This window comes from Streptomyces sp. NPDC059696, from assembly GCF_042733745.1.
Lineage (GTDB): Bacteria > Actinomycetota > Actinomycetes > Streptomycetales > Streptomycetaceae > Streptomyces.
On record NZ_JBHWFG010000003.1, the window covers coordinates 107,152 to 125,272 of the forward strand.

Annotated in this window: 17 protein-coding genes; 5 read left to right on the forward strand and 12 right to left on the reverse strand. The window is 71.7% G+C overall.

The features are described from left to right. Positions 1–61: 61 nt before the first annotated feature. Entirely contained in the window at positions 62–919 is an 858-nt protein-coding gene (locus tag ACFV20_RS04275; RefSeq protein WP_385652156.1) for a YceI family protein, read from the forward strand. Here ACFV20_RS04275 and ACFV20_RS04280 read toward each other — a convergent pair. Next, positions 902–1,603: a GAF and ANTAR domain-containing protein gene (locus ACFV20_RS04280; protein ID WP_385652159.1), complete on the reverse strand. Its 702-nt coding sequence runs from the start codon at positions 1,601–1,603 to the stop codon at positions 902–904. The genes ACFV20_RS04275 and ACFV20_RS04280 overlap by 18 nt on opposite strands. Positions 1,604–1,660: 57 nt before the next feature. Further along, a complete protein-coding gene (locus ACFV20_RS04285) occupies positions 1,661–2,380 on the reverse strand; it encodes a GAF and ANTAR domain-containing protein (RefSeq protein WP_385652162.1) in 720 nt (239 codons plus the stop codon). A 214-nt stretch (positions 2,381–2,594) separates the two neighbouring features. Between ACFV20_RS04285 and ACFV20_RS04290 the strand changes: the two genes are divergently transcribed. Both ACFV20_RS04290 and ACFV20_RS04295 read left to right on the forward strand, forming a co-directional pair. Next, positions 2,595–2,948: an STAS domain-containing protein gene (locus ACFV20_RS04290; RefSeq protein ID WP_385652165.1), complete on the forward strand. Its 354-nt coding sequence runs from the start codon at positions 2,595–2,597 to the stop codon at positions 2,946–2,948. 10 nt (positions 2,949–2,958) lie between these two features. Further along, positions 2,959–3,429, forward strand: coding sequence for a PPOX class F420-dependent oxidoreductase (locus ACFV20_RS04295; protein WP_385652168.1), 471 nt, complete (start codon positions 2,959–2,961; stop codon positions 3,427–3,429). 47 nt (positions 3,430–3,476) lie between these two features. Here the strand turns inward: ACFV20_RS04295 and ACFV20_RS04300 are convergent, their stop codons facing one another. From ACFV20_RS04300 to ACFV20_RS04335, 8 genes are all read right to left on the reverse strand, one after another. Next, positions 3,477–4,277 carry a TetR/AcrR family transcriptional regulator gene (locus ACFV20_RS04300; RefSeq protein WP_385652170.1) on the reverse strand — a complete coding sequence of 267 codons (801 nt, stop codon included), beginning with the start codon at positions 4,275–4,277 and terminating at the stop codon, positions 3,477–3,479. 118 nt (positions 4,278–4,395) lie between these two features. Then, a complete protein-coding gene (locus ACFV20_RS04305) occupies positions 4,396–5,892 on the reverse strand; it encodes an MFS transporter (RefSeq protein WP_385652174.1) in 1,497 nt (498 codons plus the stop codon). 107 nt (positions 5,893–5,999) lie between these two features. Next, positions 6,000–8,249, reverse strand: a complete 2,250-nt coding sequence (locus ACFV20_RS04310; RefSeq protein ID WP_385652177.1) for a glycosyltransferase family 39 protein — start codon at positions 8,247–8,249, stop codon at positions 6,000–6,002. Further along, complete coding sequence (locus ACFV20_RS04315; RefSeq protein WP_385652179.1) at positions 8,246–9,766, reverse strand: glycosyltransferase; 1,521 nt, start codon at positions 9,764–9,766, stop codon at positions 8,246–8,248. The genes ACFV20_RS04310 and ACFV20_RS04315 overlap by 4 nt, the downstream gene beginning before the upstream one ends. A gap of 14 nt (positions 9,767–9,780) precedes the next feature. Then, a complete protein-coding gene (locus ACFV20_RS04320) occupies positions 9,781–11,388 on the reverse strand; it encodes a sensor histidine kinase (RefSeq protein WP_385652182.1) in 1,608 nt (535 codons plus the stop codon). Next, complete coding sequence (locus ACFV20_RS04325; RefSeq protein WP_385652185.1) at positions 11,385–12,125, reverse strand: response regulator transcription factor; 741 nt, start codon at positions 12,123–12,125, stop codon at positions 11,385–11,387. The genes ACFV20_RS04320 and ACFV20_RS04325 overlap by 4 nt, the downstream gene beginning before the upstream one ends. A 106-nt stretch (positions 12,126–12,231) precedes the next feature. Further along, complete coding sequence (locus ACFV20_RS04330) at positions 12,232–13,104, reverse strand: DUF2797 domain-containing protein (protein WP_385652188.1); 873 nt, start codon at positions 13,102–13,104, stop codon at positions 12,232–12,234. A 279-nt stretch (positions 13,105–13,383) separates the two neighbouring features. Beyond that, positions 13,384–13,824 (reverse strand): HGxxPAAW family protein, encoded by a 441-nt coding sequence (locus ACFV20_RS04335; protein WP_385652191.1) that lies wholly within the window; start codon positions 13,822–13,824, stop codon positions 13,384–13,386. 103 nt (positions 13,825–13,927) lie between these two features. Between ACFV20_RS04335 and ACFV20_RS04340 the strand changes: the two genes are divergently transcribed. Further along, complete coding sequence (locus ACFV20_RS04340) at positions 13,928–14,404, forward strand: MarR family winged helix-turn-helix transcriptional regulator (protein WP_385652194.1); 477 nt, start codon at positions 13,928–13,930, stop codon at positions 14,402–14,404. A gap of 5 nt (positions 14,405–14,409) precedes the next feature. On the opposite strand, the gene ACFV20_RS04345 is transcribed toward ACFV20_RS04340, so the two are convergent. Both ACFV20_RS04345 and ACFV20_RS04350 read right to left on the reverse strand, forming a co-directional pair. Continuing rightward, the gene (locus ACFV20_RS04345; RefSeq protein WP_385652197.1) at positions 14,410–14,676 is read right to left on the reverse strand and encodes a hypothetical protein; all 267 of its coding nucleotides are present in this window, start codon (positions 14,674–14,676) and stop codon (positions 14,410–14,412) included. A 103-nt stretch (positions 14,677–14,779) separates the two neighbouring features. Further along, positions 14,780–16,024 (reverse strand): hypothetical protein, encoded by a 1,245-nt coding sequence (locus ACFV20_RS04350; protein WP_385652200.1) that lies wholly within the window; start codon positions 16,022–16,024, stop codon positions 14,780–14,782. Between the two features lie 601 nt (positions 16,025–16,625). Between ACFV20_RS04350 and ACFV20_RS04355 the strand changes: the two genes are divergently transcribed. Then, a complete protein-coding gene (locus ACFV20_RS04355; protein ID WP_385652202.1) occupies positions 16,626–17,597 on the forward strand; it encodes an SGNH/GDSL hydrolase family protein in 972 nt (323 codons plus the stop codon). Positions 17,598–18,121 lie beyond the last annotated feature (524 nt).

The window sequence follows — 18,121 nt, forward strand, 5'->3', positions numbered from 1 at the left end:
GCGCTCTGAGCGGAGGTGCGCCCCCTGTCACGGGCCGGTTTCTTTCTGAGGAGCAGCAGAGATGGGACTGACCGCGAGGATCCGTACTCGCGACGGATGGGCCGTGTCGCACGCGGTCGTCACGGTCGTGGACATGACCGGGGCGCAGGTGCTGCGGGCCGAGGCCGACGCGGAGGGCGCCGTGCGGGACACGACGCCGATGGAGGCGGGGGCGTACACCGTCATCGTCACGGCGGTCGGCTACGCGCCCGCGGCCTCCAGTGTGATCGTCACCGCTGGGGGCACCTCCCGCTCGAGCGAAGCCGGGACTGGGGGAGGGCGGGCCGAGGTCGGCACCGTGACGCTGGCCCGGCAGGGCGGCACCGAGCTGCCGCCGCCCGGGCCCTGGACCGTCGACCCGGTCCACTCCAGCGTGGCCGCCGTGGCCCAGCACCTGGGCATCTCCAGCGTGCACGGCCGGTTCACGGAGTTCTCCGGCGCGATCGAGATCGCCCCGGACGACGTCACCGAGTCGCGGGTGGAGGCGGTGATCCGGGCCGCGTCGATCGACACCGGCAACGGCATGCGCGACGGGCATCTGAAGTCGCCGGACTTTCTCGATGTCGAGCGGTTCCCCGAGATCACGTTCCGGTCCACCGGGCTGACGGCGACCGGCTCCGACCGGTGGACCGTCCACGGCGAGCTGGGCATGCACGGGGTCGTCCGGCCCGTGGACCTGGACCTGGCCTACCTCGGCACGGGTCCGGACCCGTGGGGCGGCACCCGGGCGGCGTTCCGGGCGACGACCGAACTGCACCGCGAGGACTTCGCGATGAACTACAACCAGGTCCTGCAGGCCGGCATCGCCGCCATCGGCACCACGCTGAAGGTGGAGCTGGACATCCAGGCCGTGCAGGGCGAGTCACTTCCGGCGGCGTGAGTCCGGGGCGGACACCCGCGCCACCAACTGGCCGCACAGATCCCGGAGCTTGACGTTGCGGTCCTGCGAGACCCGGCGCAGCCGCTCCAGCGCGATCCGCGCGTCGACCCGCTCCCGGGCCATCAGGATGCCGATCGCCTGGTCGATGACACTGCGGGAGAGCAGCGCGGTGCGCACGTCGGCCGCCGACCGGCGCCGCCGCTCGATCCGCAGCGCCACGTCGATGGCGTCCCCGGCCCGGGCCGCGAAGGCACGGGCCGCCTCCCGGCCCGGGTCCAGGGCATGTGCCCGCAGCCCGTAGAAGTTGAGCGCGGCGCCCTTCTCGCTCTCCACGACGACCGGCACCGCCAGCGCGCAGCGGACGCCCACGGACAGCGCGTACTCCCGGTACGCCGGCCAGCGGGTCTCCCCGTCGAGGTCCGGGGCGTACTGCTCCTCGCCGGTGGCGGCCGCGTCGACGCAGGGACCCGAGCCGTTCTCGTACTGGCGCAGGTCCAGGCCGCTGGGCATGCCGTCGCTGCCGGCCAGGGTGAGCAGCCGGCCGGCGCGGCGCACGGTGATGCTGCACGCGTCGGCGCCGGGTACCTCCTGCACCGCGCGGTCGGTCAGATCACGCAGCAGGGTGTCGAGACCGCTGCTGCGCACCATCGCCTGGTCCAGCGTGTCGGACGTCTCGGAACTCATGACCGTACGGATATCCCGCCACGACCCGAACACGCCTCCGACATGATTTCCCCTCATTCACGGGGTGTTGCCGCCGACGATCCGGCGGGCGAGGTCGCGCAGCTTCACGTTCTCCCGCTGGGAGGCCCGCACCAGGCTCTCGAAGGCCGCGGCCGCGTCGATGCCCTGGCGTTCCATGAGGATGCCGGTGGCCTGGCCGATCAGGTCGCGGGTGTGCATGGCCTCGGTGAGCTGCTCGCGCACGGTGGCGGAGTCCAGGGCGATGCTCACGTGCGCGCTGAACAGCCGGCCGACGCGCGTCGCCTCCTCGTCGAAGGCGCCCGGTTTGCGCGCGTAGGCCGTGAGCACGGTCAGCCGGCGGCGGTCGGCGCGCAGCCGCAGGGACAGCGCCGAGCGCAGTCCCAGGTCCGCCAGTACGTCCCAGCCGTCGTCCGCCTCGCTGTCCGTTATCCGCGCGACCGGGCTGTTCCACAACTGGTCCCACAGTCCGTGCTGTTCGCGGCCGGTGTGCCGGGCCTCGGCGGTGCGCACGACCTCGTCGGTCCAGGCCAGTGTGCGCAGCTTGTTGCTCCGCTCGATCACGGAGATGCCGGCGTGCTCGGCCCCCGGCATGAGGTGCACGGCCAGCCGGACCGCCGTGCGCAGCGCACTGTGCGGCGTGAGAGTTTCGTGCAGTTGCTGAGACGCCACCGTCAGGGCTTCAGCCAACTCGACATCAGCCGGAAAACGGGGCAAATCAGGAAACTCGGACGCAGCCACCACGAACCTCTTCGGCATGCACGGCCCATGGCCGTGCGCAGGAGAGCTCCGCAGCACATTCCCGACTGCGAGCACAGGACGGACAGCACTCTAACTGCTCGGTTGCCTCCAAGTGACGTCCGGCCGACGCCGTCGCCGGGCGCTTCCACCGACCGCCCCTCGCATGATGGAATGGCCGACGGGTCAGGAAGCGGCCTTACCGGAATCCGGACGAACGTCTGCCAGGTGAGCCGTGACCTTCTTCACGAATCCCACAGAACCGTGCGACCTCCCCGGTCGCCTCCACCTCGCCCTGCCCGCCGAGATCGACTACTGCAACGCGGGCGAGCTGACGCCGCTCGTCCTGTCCGCGGTCCGTGCCCGGGGCGACCGGCTCGACGTCCTCGTCCTGGACCTGACCACGACCTCCTTCATGGACTCCCAGGGCATACGCCTCATCAACGACGTACGGCGGCGGCTGCGCCCGGGCGCGGCGTTGCGTCTGGTGGCCCGGCCCGAGGGGACGGCGAGCCGGGTCCTGGAGCTGACCGGGATGCGCCGGGACGTGCCCGTGTACGACAACCTCGCCGAAGCCCTGGCGTCATAGGCTGCCGCCCATGGCACCGAACATCGCGACGAACACCCGCGTCTCCCTGGACGAGTTGCTCGACTTCGTACGGCCCCGGCACCACGCCGTCCTGCTGACCCGGCGGGCCGACGGCGCCCCGCAGGGCTCACCGCTGACCTGCGGCGTCGACGACTCCGGCCGGATCGTCGTCTCCACCTACCCGGAGCGCGCCAAGACCCGCAACGCCAAGCGGGACCCCCGCGTGAGCCTGCTCGTGCTCAGCGACGACTGGAACGGCCCCTGGGTGCAGATCGACGGCACGGCCGAGGTCGTCGACGCCCCCGACTCCGTCGAACCGCTCGTGGAGTACTACCGGAACATCGCGGGCGAGCACCCCGACTGGGACGAGTACCGCGCGGCCATGCTCAAGCAGGGAAAGTCGATCATCCGGATCACGCCGGAGCGCTGGGGCCCGGTGGCGACCGGGGGGTTCCCGGCGCGGCTGGTCGAGGGGAACTGACCGCCGACCAGTCCCCCCCCGGAGTGTGGAGGGGGACCAGCCCCCGGCTAGTCCCCCGGCTGGCCCCCCGGCTGGTCCCCCGGAGTGCCGCACTCGCGGGCGACCATCGCCTCGATGCCCGCGATCAGCAGGTCCAGCGCGAACTGGAAGTCGCGCTCCAGCATCTCCGCGACCGTGTCGCCGCCGCGCGCCTCCATGATCTCCCGGGACTCCCGCACGACATCGGCCGCCTGCGGGGCCGCGGTCACGGTGTCCAGGGCCTGCTGGAAGTACTCGTCCACGCTCATCCCGCCGACCGCGGCCCGGGAGGCGAGGTGGCCCTCCAGGGTGCCGTAGCCGTAGACGAACTGGAAGACGGCCGAGATCGTGCCGGTCATGCGCCTCGCGGGCAGCCCGGTCCTGCGCACGACCTGCTGGACGACCCGCGAGAACGCCAGGTTGTTGGGGCCGATGTTGAGGTAGACGCCGACCAGCGCGGACACCCACGGGTGCCGCACCAGCAGCGTCCGGTACTCCCGCGCCAGCGCCCGCACCTGGTCGCGCCAGTCCTCCCCGGCGTCCGGGTCGGGCAGCCGCATCCCGCCCATGACCTCGTCCAGGGCGAGTTCGAGCAGGTCGTCCTTGGTGTCGACGTACCAGTAGACGGACATCGCGGTGACGTCCAGCTCACCGGCCAGCCGCCGCATGGAGAACCTGGCCAGTCCGTCGGCGTCCAGCAGCCGCACGGTGGCCTCGATGATGCGCGCCCGGTCCAGCCCCGACGGCTGCCCGCCACCGCGCCGCCGGTGCGCCGTGCGCTCCAGCCAGACACTGGACCGCGGCTGCTCCTGCCGGCCGGCTCTCGCCATGGCGCACCTTCCTCGACCTCTTGCTGCCGATCATGCTAGGCGCCCTCAGGGGCGCGGGGAACTGCGCGAACAGCCACAGCGGTCCGCGGCCGCCCGACCACCCCGGCCCCGCGACCCCCTAGGCGGACTCTGCCCGCTCGGCCCGCCGAAGCAACGCGGCAGCGACCAACCCGCCCGCCAGCACCGCGACGGCCCCGACCAGCTGACTGGTCTCCAGGCCGGAGGCGAACGCGTCGGAGATCCTCGCCTTCTCCTCGGCCGAGTCGGCGGAGGCCAGCGCCGCCGGCAACGACGCCGCCGACACGGCGACCAGCGACGCGAACCGCGAGTTGAGCACCGCACCGAGCACGGCGACACCCAGCCCGTTGCCGAACTCGGCGAGGGTTCCGTTGATCCCCGCTCCTACCCCCGCCTTCTCCGGCGGGATCGCCCCCATGATCGCGTTGGCCATCGCCGGCATGGACAGCGCCACACCCGCCCCCATCACGACCAGCCCGAGCAGCATCCCGCCGTACCCGTGCCCACCGAGCAGCGCGATCGCCGCGAGCCCCGCGGACACCAGGGTCATGCCGAGCGCGATGGCCGCCGGCGTCCCGGCCCTCAGCACCAGCTTCGCCCCGACGCCTGTGAAGTTGAGCGCGACGACGGTCAGCGCCAGCGGCGCCGTCCGCAGCCCGGCGTCCAGCGGTTCGTAGCCGAGGACGAACTGCAGGTGCTGCGTGAGCAGGAACAGCGACCCGGTCATACCGAACGCCACGAGGATCGCGCCCGCGACCGCGCCCACGAACTTCTGGTTGCGGAAGAAGTGCATGTCGAGCATCGGGTGCTCGGTGCGCAGCTCCCACAGCACGAACAGGCCGAGGACGACCACGCCGATCAGCGCCGATACCAGCACCTGCGCGGAGGTCCAGCCGTGCTCGGGGCCGGTGATGATCGCGTACACCACGGAGGTCATGCCGACGGTCGACAGCACCGCGCCGACCAGGTCGGGCCGGTCACCGGCCTTGTGCTTCGACTCCGGCACCAGCGCGGCGACCGCGACCAGGCCGAGCACCGCGACCGGGATGTTGATGAGGAAGATCGCACCCCACCAGAAGTGGTTCAGCATCACACCGCCGATCAGCGGCCCGGCGGCGAACCCGAGCGAACTGACCGTCGACCACAGCGCGATGGCCTTCACACGCTCCTGGTCGTCGAAGATCTGCACGACGACGGCCAGGGTCGTGGTCATCAGCAGCGCGCCGCCGACGCCCATGCCCGCACGGGCCGCGATCAGCTGGCCGGGGCTCTGGGACAGCCCCGCCGCGAGCGATCCCACACCGAAGATCGCGAGGCCCGACATGAGCATCAGCTTGCGGCCGTAGCGGTCGGCGGAGTTGCCCGCGGTGAGGAGGAGACCGGACTGCACCAGGGAGTAGGCGTTCATCATCCACTGGACGTCGGCGGTCGAGGCGTCCATCTCGCGGGTGAGCGAGGGGATGGCCACGTTCAGGATCGTGTTGTCGAGCAGGACGGTGAGCTGCGCGAGGCAGATGACACCGAGGATCAGCCAGCGCTGTGGATGACCGCCCTGCGTGGGAAGTGACGGGGCCTTTGCCTGGGGGGACGTTGTCATGCTGTACACCGTAGAACGCTTCCTATACGGCGTACAACGGAGTTTCGGCGGGGACGGCGAAGGGCGGTGGCTTCCGGCCACCGCCCTTCGATCCCGTGCGTCGCGTGTCAGCTGCTCGCCTTCTGCGTGAGGTCGTAGAAGGTGCTCGAACCGGCCGTGACCTTCTTGAAGTTGGCCTCCACCCAGGAGGTGATCGTGGACGACGTGCCGTCGCTGCTGCCGCCCCTGCCGCCGCCCCCGGCGCCCGAGGCGATGAAGTAGTGGATCTTTCCGTCCACCACGTACTGCTTGAACTGGGCGAGGGTCGGGGACGGGTCGGTGCCGTTGAAGCCGCCGACGGCCATCACCGGCTCGCCGGTGGACAGCTGGTAGCTCGCCGCGTTCTGGGCGCCGATGGCCGCGGCGGCCCAGGTGTACCGGTCGGCGTCGGTCTCCAGCAGCTTCTTGGCCTCCGCGCCGACACTGGCGCCGTTGAGCAGCCCGCCACCGCCGCCCATGCCTCCCATACCGCCCGCACGGCCCGCCCCGTCACCGTCCTGCTGGTTCTGGCCCTGGCCCTGCTGGTTCTGGCCCTGCGAGTTCTGGCCCTGCGAGTTCTGACCTTGCGGATTCTGGCCGCCCGGGAAGCCGCCACCGGGGAAGCCGTTGCCCTGGCCCTGCTGGTTCGGGCTCTGCTGGTTCGGGCTCTGCTGATTCTGGCCCTGCTGATTCTGCCCCTGCTGGTTCGGGCCGCCACCCGGGAAGGCGCCTCCGCCGGGGCCGCCGCCGTCCGGACCACCGCCGCCCGGGCCGCCGCGGCCGCCCGCGACCGCCGGGCCCGCCGTGACGATCGAGCCGGTGTGCCCCTCGTTCACGGTGGTGAGGGTGTACGCCGCCGGACCGGCCAGCGCGGCGACGAGGCCCAGCCCGGCCGCCCCCAGGGCCAGCCGGCGGCCCAGCCGGCCGGCGAAGATCAGGCCGAGGGCCGCGGTCAGGCCACCGACCAGGACGAGCCACTTCAGCCAGGGCAGGTAGTCGGAGGAACGGTTGAGCAGGACGTACCCCCAGGCCGCGGTCGCCGTCGTCGCGGCGGCCAGGGTCAGCGAGGCCCACGCCCTGCCGCGCTTCTCCCAGAGCAGCGCCGCGCCCATGCCGACCAGCGGCGCGATGTAGGGCGCGAGGGCCACCGTGTAGTACTCGTGGAAGATGCCCTGCATGTAGCTGAAGACCAGCATGGTGGTGAGCAGCGCGCCGCCCCAGACGAGGAAGGAGGCGCGGGTCACCGAGGTGCGCTTCGCCTTGCGGGTGGCCACCAGGCCCGCGACGAGCAGGATCAGCGCGGCCGGGATCAGCCAGGAGATCTGGCCGCCGACGGAGGAGCTGAACAGCCGGTCCCAGCCGGTCTCGCCCCAGGCGCCGCCCCCGTTGCCGCCACCGCCGCCGCCTCCGACGCTGCCGGTCTCGTCGCCGTTGAGACGGCCCAGGCCGTTGTAGCCGAAGGTCAGTTCCAGGAAGCTGTTGTTCTGCGAGCCGCCGATGTACGGGCGGGAGGAGGCGGGCCAGAGTTCGACGATCGCGACCCACCAGCCGCCGGAGACGACGATCGCGCCCAGGGCCGCGGCCAGCTGTCCGATCCGCTTCCGCACCGTCACCGGGGCGCAGACGCCGTACACGAGGGCGAGCGGCGGCAGGATCAGGAAGGCCTGGAGGGTCTTGGCGAGGAAGGCGAGACCGACCGCGGCACCGGCCCACAGGAGCCACTTCGTCCGGCCGTCCTCCAGGGCGCGGAGGACGAGGGAGCAGGCCACCGCCATCAGCAGCGCCAGCAGCGCGTCGGGGTTGTTGAAGCGGAACATCAGCGCCGCGACGGGGGTGAGCGCCAGCACGGTGCCCGCGATCAGAGCGGCCGCCGGGCCGAACCGGCGGCGCACGGCCGCGTAGACGACGGCCACCGTGCCGACGCCCATGAGGACCTCGGGCGCGAGGATCGACCAGGAACCGAGGCCGAAGAGCCGCACGGACAGGGCCATGGGCCACAGGGCGGCCGGGGGCTTGTCGACGGTGATGGCGTTCGCCGCGTCGAGCGAGCCGAAGAAGAACGCCTTCCAGGACTGGCTGCCGGCCTGTACGGCGGCCGAGTAGAAGGAGTTGGCGTAGCCGGAGGCGCTCAGGTTGCAGAGGTAGAGGACGGCCGTCGCCAGCAGCAGGGCGAGGAAGGCCGGGCGGGCCCAGCGGGGGTCCTCCGGGCGGCCGCGCCACAGTCGCCGCGGGAAGGGCGGCCGGGCGGCGCCGGCGTGCGAGGCCGCTGCCGGGGGCCGGGTCTCAGACCCGGGGCGCGGGGCCGCGCCGGTGATCTGCTGGTCGAAGTGGACGGTCATCGCGAGTCCCTCGCATCGGTGTCGTGCGGGCGCACCGGCAGCAACTGCACGGTGGTGTCCCGCCAGGGCTCCGCGACGTCACCGGCGCGGAAGGGAGCGGGGTCGTACGGCGCTGCGTGCGGTGCGTTGTCCGGGGCGGCAGCCGGCGTGTGGTTCGCGTCGGCACACTTCCGGTCGTTCGGGGTGAGGCGCGACGCGTCGTACGGGGTGACCCGCGGCGCGTCGTTCGGGGTGACCCGCGGCGCGTCGTTCGGGGCGATGCGCGGCGGTTCGTCCTCGTGCCGGTCCGGGAACACCCACGCCCGGAAGAGCAGGAAGCGCAGCACGGTCGCCGCGAGGTTGGCCGCGACGAGGACGGCCAGTTCGGTGGAGTGCGCCGGCTCGGCGGCCGCCGCGTTCAGCGCCGCCAGCGAACCGCTGGTCAGGGCGAGTCCGATGCCGAAGACGACCAGGCCCTGCGCCTGGTGCCGTACGGCCCCGCCGCGCCCGCGCACCCCGAAGGTGAGCCGCCGGTTGGCCGCGGTGTTGGCGACCGCCGAGACCAGCAGGGCGAGGGCGTTGGCGACCTGGGAGCCGGTGAAGGCCCGGAAGCCGCTGTAGAGCAGCAGGTAGAACAGGGTGGACAGGGCGCCGACCACGCAGAACCCGACGAGCTGGCGGGCCAGCCCCTTCGGCACGTCCTCGAGGTCGCGGTCGCGCGGGTCGTCGCCGAAGGGCCGGGCGAGCCGGTCCAGGGGCAGCGAGCCCGTGGTCAGGGCCCTGCCGACCCGCCACACGCCCTTGAGGTCGTCGGTCGCGGTCCGGACGATGTGCACGGTCGAGTCGGGGTCGTCGACCCAGTCGACCGGCACCTCGTGGATCCTGAGGCCCGCCCGCTCGGCGAGCACCAGCATCTCGGTGTCGAAGAACCAGCCGGTGTCCTCGACGAGCGGCAGCAGCACCTGGGCCACGTCCCGGCGGATCGCCTTGAAGCCGCACTGGGCGTCGGAGAACCGCGCCTGCAGCGAGCCGCGCAGGATGAGGTTGTAGGCCCGGCTGATGAACTCCCGCTTGGGCCCGCGCACCACCCGTGAACTGCGGGCGAGCCGGGAGCCGATGGCGAGGTCCGAGTGTCCGGAGATCAGCGGCGCCACCAGGGGGAGCAGGGCGTTGAGATCGGTGGACAGGTCCACGTCCATGTAGGCGAGGACCGGGGCGTCCGAGGCCGACCAGACGGCCCGCAGGGCCCGCCCGCGCCCCTTCTGCTCCAGCCGGACGGTGGTGACCTCGGGTATCCGCGCCGCCAGTTGCCGCGCCACCCGCGGGGTGGTGTCCGTGGAGGCGTTGTCCGCGATCGTGATGCGGAAGGCGTACGGGAACGTCCGGTCGAGGTGCTCGTGCAGTCTGCGGACGCACGGCTGGAGGTCCTTCTCCTCGTTGTAGACGGGAATCACTACGTCCAGGACAGGCGTACCGGCTGGTGCGGCCGGGAGGTGCTCCCGTGCCGGCAGGGTGCCGGGAGAAGAGTCGGTTCGCATGGAACCGACTTTCGTCAGACGCCCTGTCGTGCCCGTGTGGTGAGGCTGTGGCGTGCCTGTGAGTGCGGCTGCCGGTTCGTCTCCCGCCGCGGCGGGGGCACGTCGGCGGGCAGGTGCACGGTGAACACGGTCCGTCCGGGCGTGCTGTCGACGGTCACGGCGCCGCCGTGCGCGCTCGCCACGGCCTGCACGATGGCGAGGCCCAGGCCGGTCGAACCGTGGGCACGGGAGCGGGCCGAGTCACCACGGGCGAACCGCTCGAAGACGTGCGGGAGCAACCCGGCCGCGATTCCCGGCCCGTTGTCCTCGACGTCGACGCACAGCCAGGGGCCGCGCCGCTGGACGCGGGCGGTGACGGTGGTGCCGGGGGGCGTGTGGGTGCGCGCGTTGCCCAGCAGGTTGACCAGGACTTGTTGCAGCCGGGCCGCGTCGGCCGGCACCGGCGCCGGTTCGTCGGGCAGGTCGAGCCGCCAGATGTGGTCCTGGCCGGCCGCACGGGCGTCGCTGACGGTGTCCACGACGAGCGGCACGAGGTCGGTCTGCTCGAACTGCAGCGGCCGTCCGGCGTCGAGCCGGGCGAGCAGCAGCAGGTCCTCGACGAGCAAGGTCATCCGGCCGGCCTCGGACTCGATCCGGCCCAGGGCGTGGCGGGTGTCGGGACCGACGTCCTCACGGCCGCGCCTGGTCAGTTCGGCGTACCCCCGGATGGAGGCGAGCGGGGTGCGCAGCTCGTGACTGGCGTCGGCCACGAACTGCCGGACGCGCGTCTCGCTCTGCTGCCGCGCGTGCAGGGCGCTGTGGACGTGGTCGAGCATCCGGTTGAGCGCGGCACCGACCTGCCCGACCTCGGTGTGCGGATCCGTCTCGGAGTCGGGCACGCGCTCGTTGAGCGCCACCTCACCGGTGTGCAGGGGCAGTTCGGAGACCCGGGTGGCGGTGGCGGCGACACGGCGGAGGGGGCGGGTGGCCACGCCGACCAGTACGGAACCGGCGAGACCGGCGGCGGCGAGACCGGCGCCCGTGACGCTGAGTTCCACCAGGATGAGGGTGTTGACGGTGTTGTCGACGTCGGCGGTCGGGATGGCGACGTAGTAACTGCCCTTGTCGCCGCTCTTGTACTCGACCCGGTAGTCGCCGAGTCCGGGGAGGTCGACGGTTTCCGGTGTTCCGGAGGACCGCGGGACGGCGGCGAGCGCGGCGGTCTGGACGGTGTTCAGCGTCCGGGCGCTCATCTGGTAGTGGTCGTCGGACACGCTGTACGCGGAGTCCGTGATCCGGCCGCCCTCGATCTTGGCGATGACCGTACCGCCCGGCTGGGGCCCGCGGGTGACGAAGTCGGTGAGGCTCTCCTTCTTCTGCCCGGCGAGCCCGTCGGCCCTGTCGTCGCCGGGTTCCCTGGGCGGGCTCAGCGCGGCCCTGGCCGCGGCCCCGCCGAGTTGCCCGTCCAACTGCTCGTACAGATGCGACCGCAGCGCCAGCGTCGTCACCGTCCCGATCACCGCGCACACCACGGCGATCAGCACCACGGACGCGACGACGAGCCGTGTCCGCAGCGTGCGCGGCTTGCCGGCCCACCACCCGCCCGCCCGCTGCCGCGCACGCGGCCGCCGTCGTCCGCTCACGACACCGCGGGCTTGAGCAGGTATCCCGCGCCGCGCCGCGTGTGGATCATCGGCTCCCGCCCGGCGTCGATCTTCCGCCGCAGGTAGGAGATGTAGAGCTCGACGACGTTGGCCTGGCCGCCGAAGTCGTACGACCACACGCGGTCGAGGATCTGCGCCTTGCTGAGCACGCGCCGCGGGTTGCGCATCAGGAACCGCAGCAGCTCGAACTCGGTCGCCGTCAGATGGATGTCGTCCCCGGCCCGGGTCACCTCGTGGCTGTCCTCGTCGAGGGTGAGGTCCCCGACGACCAGCAGCGACTCCGAACGCCGGTCGGCGGCCCCGGAGCGGCGGATCAGCCCGCGCAGCCGGGCGACGACCTCCTCCAGGCTGAACGGCTTGGTGACGTAGTCGTCGCCGCCCGCCGTCAGCCCCGCGATCCGGTCCTCCACGGCGTCCTTCGCGGTCAGGAACAGCACGGGCACGTCCGGCAGTTCCCGGCGCAGCCGCCCGAGGACGGCCAGCCCGTCCATGTCGGGCAGCATCATGTCCAGGACGACGGCGTCGGGCCGGAAGTCGCGGGCGGTCCGGACCGCGCCCGTGCCGTCACCGGCACTGCGGATCTGCCATCCCTCATAGCGCAGGGCCATGGACAACAGCTCGGTGATCGACAGCTCGTCGTCCACCACGAGCACACGGACGGGGCTCCCGTCCGGCCTGAGCAGTTCGGTGCGCCCCTGGGGCGAGGTCGTGGTCATGTGCACACGATGTCGGGAACCTCTGAGAGCACGCTTTCGGCAACCTGTGTTTTCTCTGAGAAACGCACAGGTGCTTCTCAGGGAACTCGTGGGAAGACCGGGCAGGTCAGAACAGCCCGTCCTGCACGCCTGCCGCCTCTCTGAACTGCCGTACCGGCACGGTCAGTTCGTCTCCCGCGGCGGGCACCAGCCCCCACCCGGTCATCAGCCGCGTGTCGAGTACGACGAGCCCGCCCCCGGTGGCCAGATGCAGATCCGGCCCGGCGGCCGCCACCAGCTCCCCGCCGACCGCACCCCCGGCCACGAGCTCGCTCACCTCCCCGACGGCGACGGGCACACCGGCGAGCCCGAACACCCCGGCATGGTCGACGACCCGCAGCGGCTCCCGTACGAGCGACTCGGGCCACGCGGGGAGCGCGACCGCCCGCCCGTACAACTCGGCGATCTCACGGGCCCGGTCGGCGGCGTCCTCGGGCAACGCCGCCCGCACCGCCCGCTTCTCGGCGTACGGAATCCGGTCCGGCACCCGCAGGGCGGCCCTGAGCAACTCCTCCGTACGCCGCGCGGCCATGAGCGGACCCACGCCGAGCCAGGTGAAACACACGGCCCCCTGCTCGAGCAGCCGGGCGCTGCCCCGCTCCCGGGCCGTGATCCCGACCTTGACCATGCCGGGGCCGAACCACGCCAGATACACGTGATACGGCCGTGGATCGTCGGCGAGGGTGTCCGCCGCCACCGAGTGCGCACGGTCCAGCCGCGCACATGCCTCGCACCGCGCCCCCGTACTGCGCCCCGGCACGACGGCACCCACCGGACACGCGTGCCCCCGGGCTCCCACGCAGCCGCGCACGCCCCCCTCCGTGACCCCGAAGGCCACCCGCTTACCCCAGGTCAGCGCGCTGCGCCGCCCGCCGTCCCACACCAGCGCGGGACCGTCCGCCGACCATCGCAGCCCCGAGCATCTCCATGCCTGTGCCATCTCTGCCGAGGTTAGGGGGCACCACTGACATCGGGCGGACCGACAGGAGGAGGGAGGGGACGGGGAGGACAGGGAGGAGGGGGGCGACGGGCGACGGGCAAGGGTCGCCGGGCGACGGGCAAGGGGCAAGGGTCGCACGCGACGGGCAAGGGGCGACGGGCAAGGGGCGACGGGCGACGGGCGACGGGCGACGGGCGACGGGCGAGGGTCGCCGGCAAACGGCCGCTGACGGACCGCAGGCGCCCGGACCGCCGGCCGCAGGCGGATGCCTCCGGCCCCTTACCGCCCCGAGTCGGTCCCCGCGGCGGCGACGCTCTCCGGCTCGCCCGCACGCTGCACCGGCATGACCGGCTGCACACCGCCCGCACCCGCACCCGTAGCCGTAGCCGCCCCCGAACCCGCTTCCGCACCGGCCGCCCGGCGCCCACGCCCGGCCAGCCGGCATCCCAGGCACTCCTCGTGGCCGCCCGGCGCCGCCGAGTCCCGCACGCGCCAGCTCCACTCGGCCCGGGGCCGTACCCCCGGCCCCTTGCCCCACCCGGCGAGGTGCAGGGCCCAGGTGACGAGCAGACTCACGACCCCGATCGCCACCCCGCCGGCGATCAGCAGACCGGAGACGGTGCAGACCCCCAGCCCCGCCACACCGGCCCCGACCGAGGCGATGGCGAATCCGACCCAGCCGGCGACCGTGTGCCCGTGGTCATACTGATGTGCACTCACGTGTCACTCCCTCGCACCCACACCTGAGGACTCCGACCCGCCGAACCCCTCACCTGCTAAGACTTTTACAACCCAAACATCTCACGAACTAAGGGATCTGGGAATGCAAGCGAAGCCTCGTCCGGCCGCCACACCGGAGCAGGCGCTGTCGGCCATGGACCAGCTCATCGCGACTCACCTGGTCGGACAGCACGAGATCGCCCAACAGGTGGGCCTGAGCGTGACCGACCTCACATGCTTCGGCTATGTCATCGAGGCCGGTGAGAACCTGCCGACGGCAGGCGACCTGGCGGCCCGGGTCCACGTCACCACGGGCGCGGTCACCGGCATCCTGAACCGCCTGGAGCGCGCCGGCTACATCACCCGCCGCCCCGACCCGGACGACCGTCGCCGCATCCGCGTCGCGGCCCTGCCCGACGCGGTCGCCCGGGTCCGGGAGGTCTACGAGCCGTACTACGCCCGCCTCACGCAGCTCTTCGCCGACTACTCACCGGAGGAGATCGCGGTCCTGCACGACTGGTTCACGCGGGCGAGCACCCTGGCCGCGACCTACCTGGAAGAACACTGCCGCCCGGACTGACGGACCTACCTGGTCTGCCGCGAGTGCCTGCTCGCCCGGCGGCGCACGGTGAAGACACAGGCGAGCATGCCCAGCGCCCAGGCGATCAGGAGGGCTCCCCAGAGCGGCATGGTCACGACCGGCACGAGCAGGCGGATCTCGACGTCGGCGCGGTTCTCGAAGATGAAGATCAGAGCGATCGCGGTGACCACAAAGAACGGCAGGAAGCGGCGCACGCCGGGACGGGCGAGGAACGACTGGCGCGCCTTGTGGTCCGAAGTGGTCTGAGCCATGGAGCACCTCTCCCTCACATCGCCCCCACCTCCAGCGTCCCCTCCCTCGACACGCCCCGCCACCGACGTAAGGGGAGGAGGCCGAGACAGAGGGTGCCGGCCCTTACCGCCACTCCAGGACGTCACCCACGCTCAGCGCCCTGTCCGCGTCCCCCGCGGTGATCTTCTTCGGCGTCGCGCCCGGGGCGATGGCGGAGACGAAGAACTCGAGCCGGGTGCCCTGGAGCGAGGCGAAGATCATCCGCTTGCCGTCCCGCGCGATGGCCCGCACCGTGTTCTTCCGGTCCGTCGCCGGGATGATCGGATCGCCCACGGCACCCTTCGGGGCGTCCGCCGTGCCGTCGAGCCGGGACGTGTCCAGCGTCCAGAAGGAGTTCTCCCGCTGTGGATCCTCGGCCTTACCGAGCCGAGGGCCGCACAGCACGGACCTGTCGTCGACCCAGCCGTACGGGGAGCAGTCGGCGTCGAACGGAATCTCGCGTGTCCTGACGTCCTTGGCCTGGGCCTTGAGCAGCGCACTGCGCCGTGGCACGTCGACCACGTTGTAGCCCTGCCAGGTGATGAAAGCCGTCGCCTTGCGCCCGTCGGGGCTGGTCCGGACTTCCTTGCCGAAGAGCCCGCGCGCCGGGTCGCCCGCGAGCGCCAGGCCGGCCCCGTCCATGTAGTCGCCGTCGCCGCCCGCCTGTTCGGTCACCGCGTGATCCCCGGCGACGGAACGGCTGGCGATCCGCACACGATCCGAGGAGTCGGTCTCGGTGAACCAGACGGCGCTGCCGTCCTGGGCGAAGACCGCGTTCTCCTCCTTGGGCGTGTCGCCGAAGTCCTCGCCTCGGTCGCCGGACAGCTTGGTCAGCTTGCCGCTGGTGTCGACGTAGCCGACCCCGGTCGCCTCGGTCTCCCGATCGATGAGGACGACGGCCATCCGGGAGAAGTCCTTGTCGAAGAGTTGCCGCAGCCGGGTGGGCGCGACGGCGCGCGGCCCGTCCTCGGAGGCGCCGGAACCGGGGAAGTTGTCAGCGCACAGCTCCACGAGCGGGGAGGCGACGTCGTCGGCCGCCGCGACCACGGCCTCGGCCGGGACGGTGAAGGTCCGGGAGACGGTCTGTTTCCACGTGGTCGGATCCCAGCCCGTGACCGTCACGGCGGCCGGGTTGTTCGCGGGCACGGAACACGAGGCGGTGACGACCACACCCTGGTCCGGGAAGGCCCCGCTCCCCTGGTCCGCGCTCTCGCCCCGGCCAGGCCGCCCGGCAGTCGCCTTGGCGCCCTTGGCGTCGGAGCCGGCGTCATCATGCCCCCCGCCGCACCCCGCGACGAGCGGAAGCAGCACCGTGGCGACAGCCAGCACAGCCCTCCCGCCACCCAGCCGGCGGCTGCCCCCATAGCCCTCTGTTCGCCTCACGCCGATGTCCCCCTTGCGATGTCCTGCCCAGCAGCGGCCATGTGATCGTAATGCGAACTGGCTTGTGTCTCTGTGGAGTTACTGCGCGGATGCGAGGGCCCCTCACGGGCGAACCCAGGGGGCCTGTCAAGGGGCCGCCGTCACCTCCGCAGGGCCGTGGAGGCCCGAATCCTTGCGCAGCCGACGAACGGCTTTGGCAATGCGCCGTTCAGCAGCCAACGCCTTCACCTCCTCGGTGTCCTCACAGTCCGGCCGACCAGGCCAGATGGTGATCGTGAATAGGACACCCGGCGGAAGCCGCGCCCCCGGCCTCGGTCGCGGCACTCGACCAGGAAACCGCCTTCATCACTCACGTCCCGTGCAAGGCCGGTCGGACGACGGTCGGGTGCGGTCGTCCTTCCGACCCACCTGTCCAGAACACGCCCTTCTCGGCTTCGCCGTACCCCCCGACCCCACAGGCGGTGACTGTCCGCATCGGATCTAGTGCGATGAGTAACGATGCTCGTACGGTCAAAGTGACGCCAACGCCCCTATCCCTGGAGGATTCGTGGCAAGCTTCCGTACCCGTCTGGCCCTGCTGGGCTCAGCCGCAGCTCTCGTCGCAGGCGCCCTCGCTCCCGCACAACTCGTCGGAGCACAACCCGCCGCTGCGTCCGACTACGACTGGGTCGCCCTGGGTGACTCCTACACCGCCGGGGTCATCCCGGCCGCCGGTGATGTCTTCGAGTCCCCGCGCGACGGCTGCGAGCGCACCGACCAGTCCTACCCGCAGGTCATCGACCGGGACTTCGGCTCGCTCATCGAGCTGACCAACGTGAGCTGCGGCGCCGCCACGATCCAGGACGTCACCTTCCGGGCCCAGGAGCCGATCGGCCGTCACCTGCCGCCCCTCTCCGAGGACTCGGACTACCCCTTCCCCCCGGTGCCTCCTCAGTCCGAGGCGGTCAAGCCCGGAACCGACGTGATCACCGTCGGCGCCGGTGGCAACACCCTCGGGTTCGCCGGCATCCTCTTCAAGTGCCTGGAACTGGGCGGGGGGAGCGGCGGCGTGGGTACGCCGTGCAAGGACGAGCTGGCCGCGAGCATCCCCGGCAAGCTGGACCAAGTGAGTCGCGACTACGACGAGATGCTCGCAGCGCTCCACGAGCGCGCCCCGCACGCCAAGATCCTGGCCGTCGGCTACCCCACGGTCATCCCCGAAGACACCTCCATGTGCCGGTACAACGACCTGCACCACTTCCTCTCGGTCACCCGAGGCGACCTGGACTGGCTGCGCAAGGACGTCCTGGAACCCCTGAACAAGGCGATCGAGAAGTCGGCCGACACCCGCGACGCCGCCACGTTCGTCAACCTCTACGACTCCTCCCGGAACCACAGCGTCTGTGACGCCGGCCCCTGGGTCGAGGGCGTCTTCGACCACGACGACCAGCCGGCCTTCGTACATCCCAACGCCAAGGGCCACCGCCATGCCGCCGACCACGTCGCGTCGGCGATCCTGAACGTCATCGCCCCGAACTGACCCGCGCGTCGCCTCTGCCGCGCGGCTCGCCCCGGCCCGGCCCGGCTCAACTCGGCGCGATAGACGTCATCGCTGCCGTCAAGACAAAAGCCAGAGGCCCTGTGGATCTCTCCACAGGGCCTCTGGTGTGCTGTGCACTCGGCAGGATTCGAACCTGCAACCTTCTGATCCGTAGGATCGGGCAGGGGGTCTTGCCCGCTGCCGACAGCCGCGGATCCCGGTCGTTCAGGTTGGCGATCCTGCGCGAGCGTGTGCCGTCGTTGCCGTCAGAACTGCCGTCGGATCGCAGCTTCGCGCCTCGCCGAGTGCGCGCCCCGCCCCGGTCCCAGCCAAGCCACTCCAGCCCGAAACCGCTCCACCCACCTTCTGTCGACCCCCGCCGCACTCTCCTCTGTCACCGGCTGTAGCAGTTCCCTTCTAGTTGCAGGATGCGAAAGCGAGGACCAACCTAGATGTAGGTCTCTGTTAAAGAGTTGCGCCCCTCGCCATCGCACCCTCAGTGCTACCTCAGTCCCCAAAGTTCG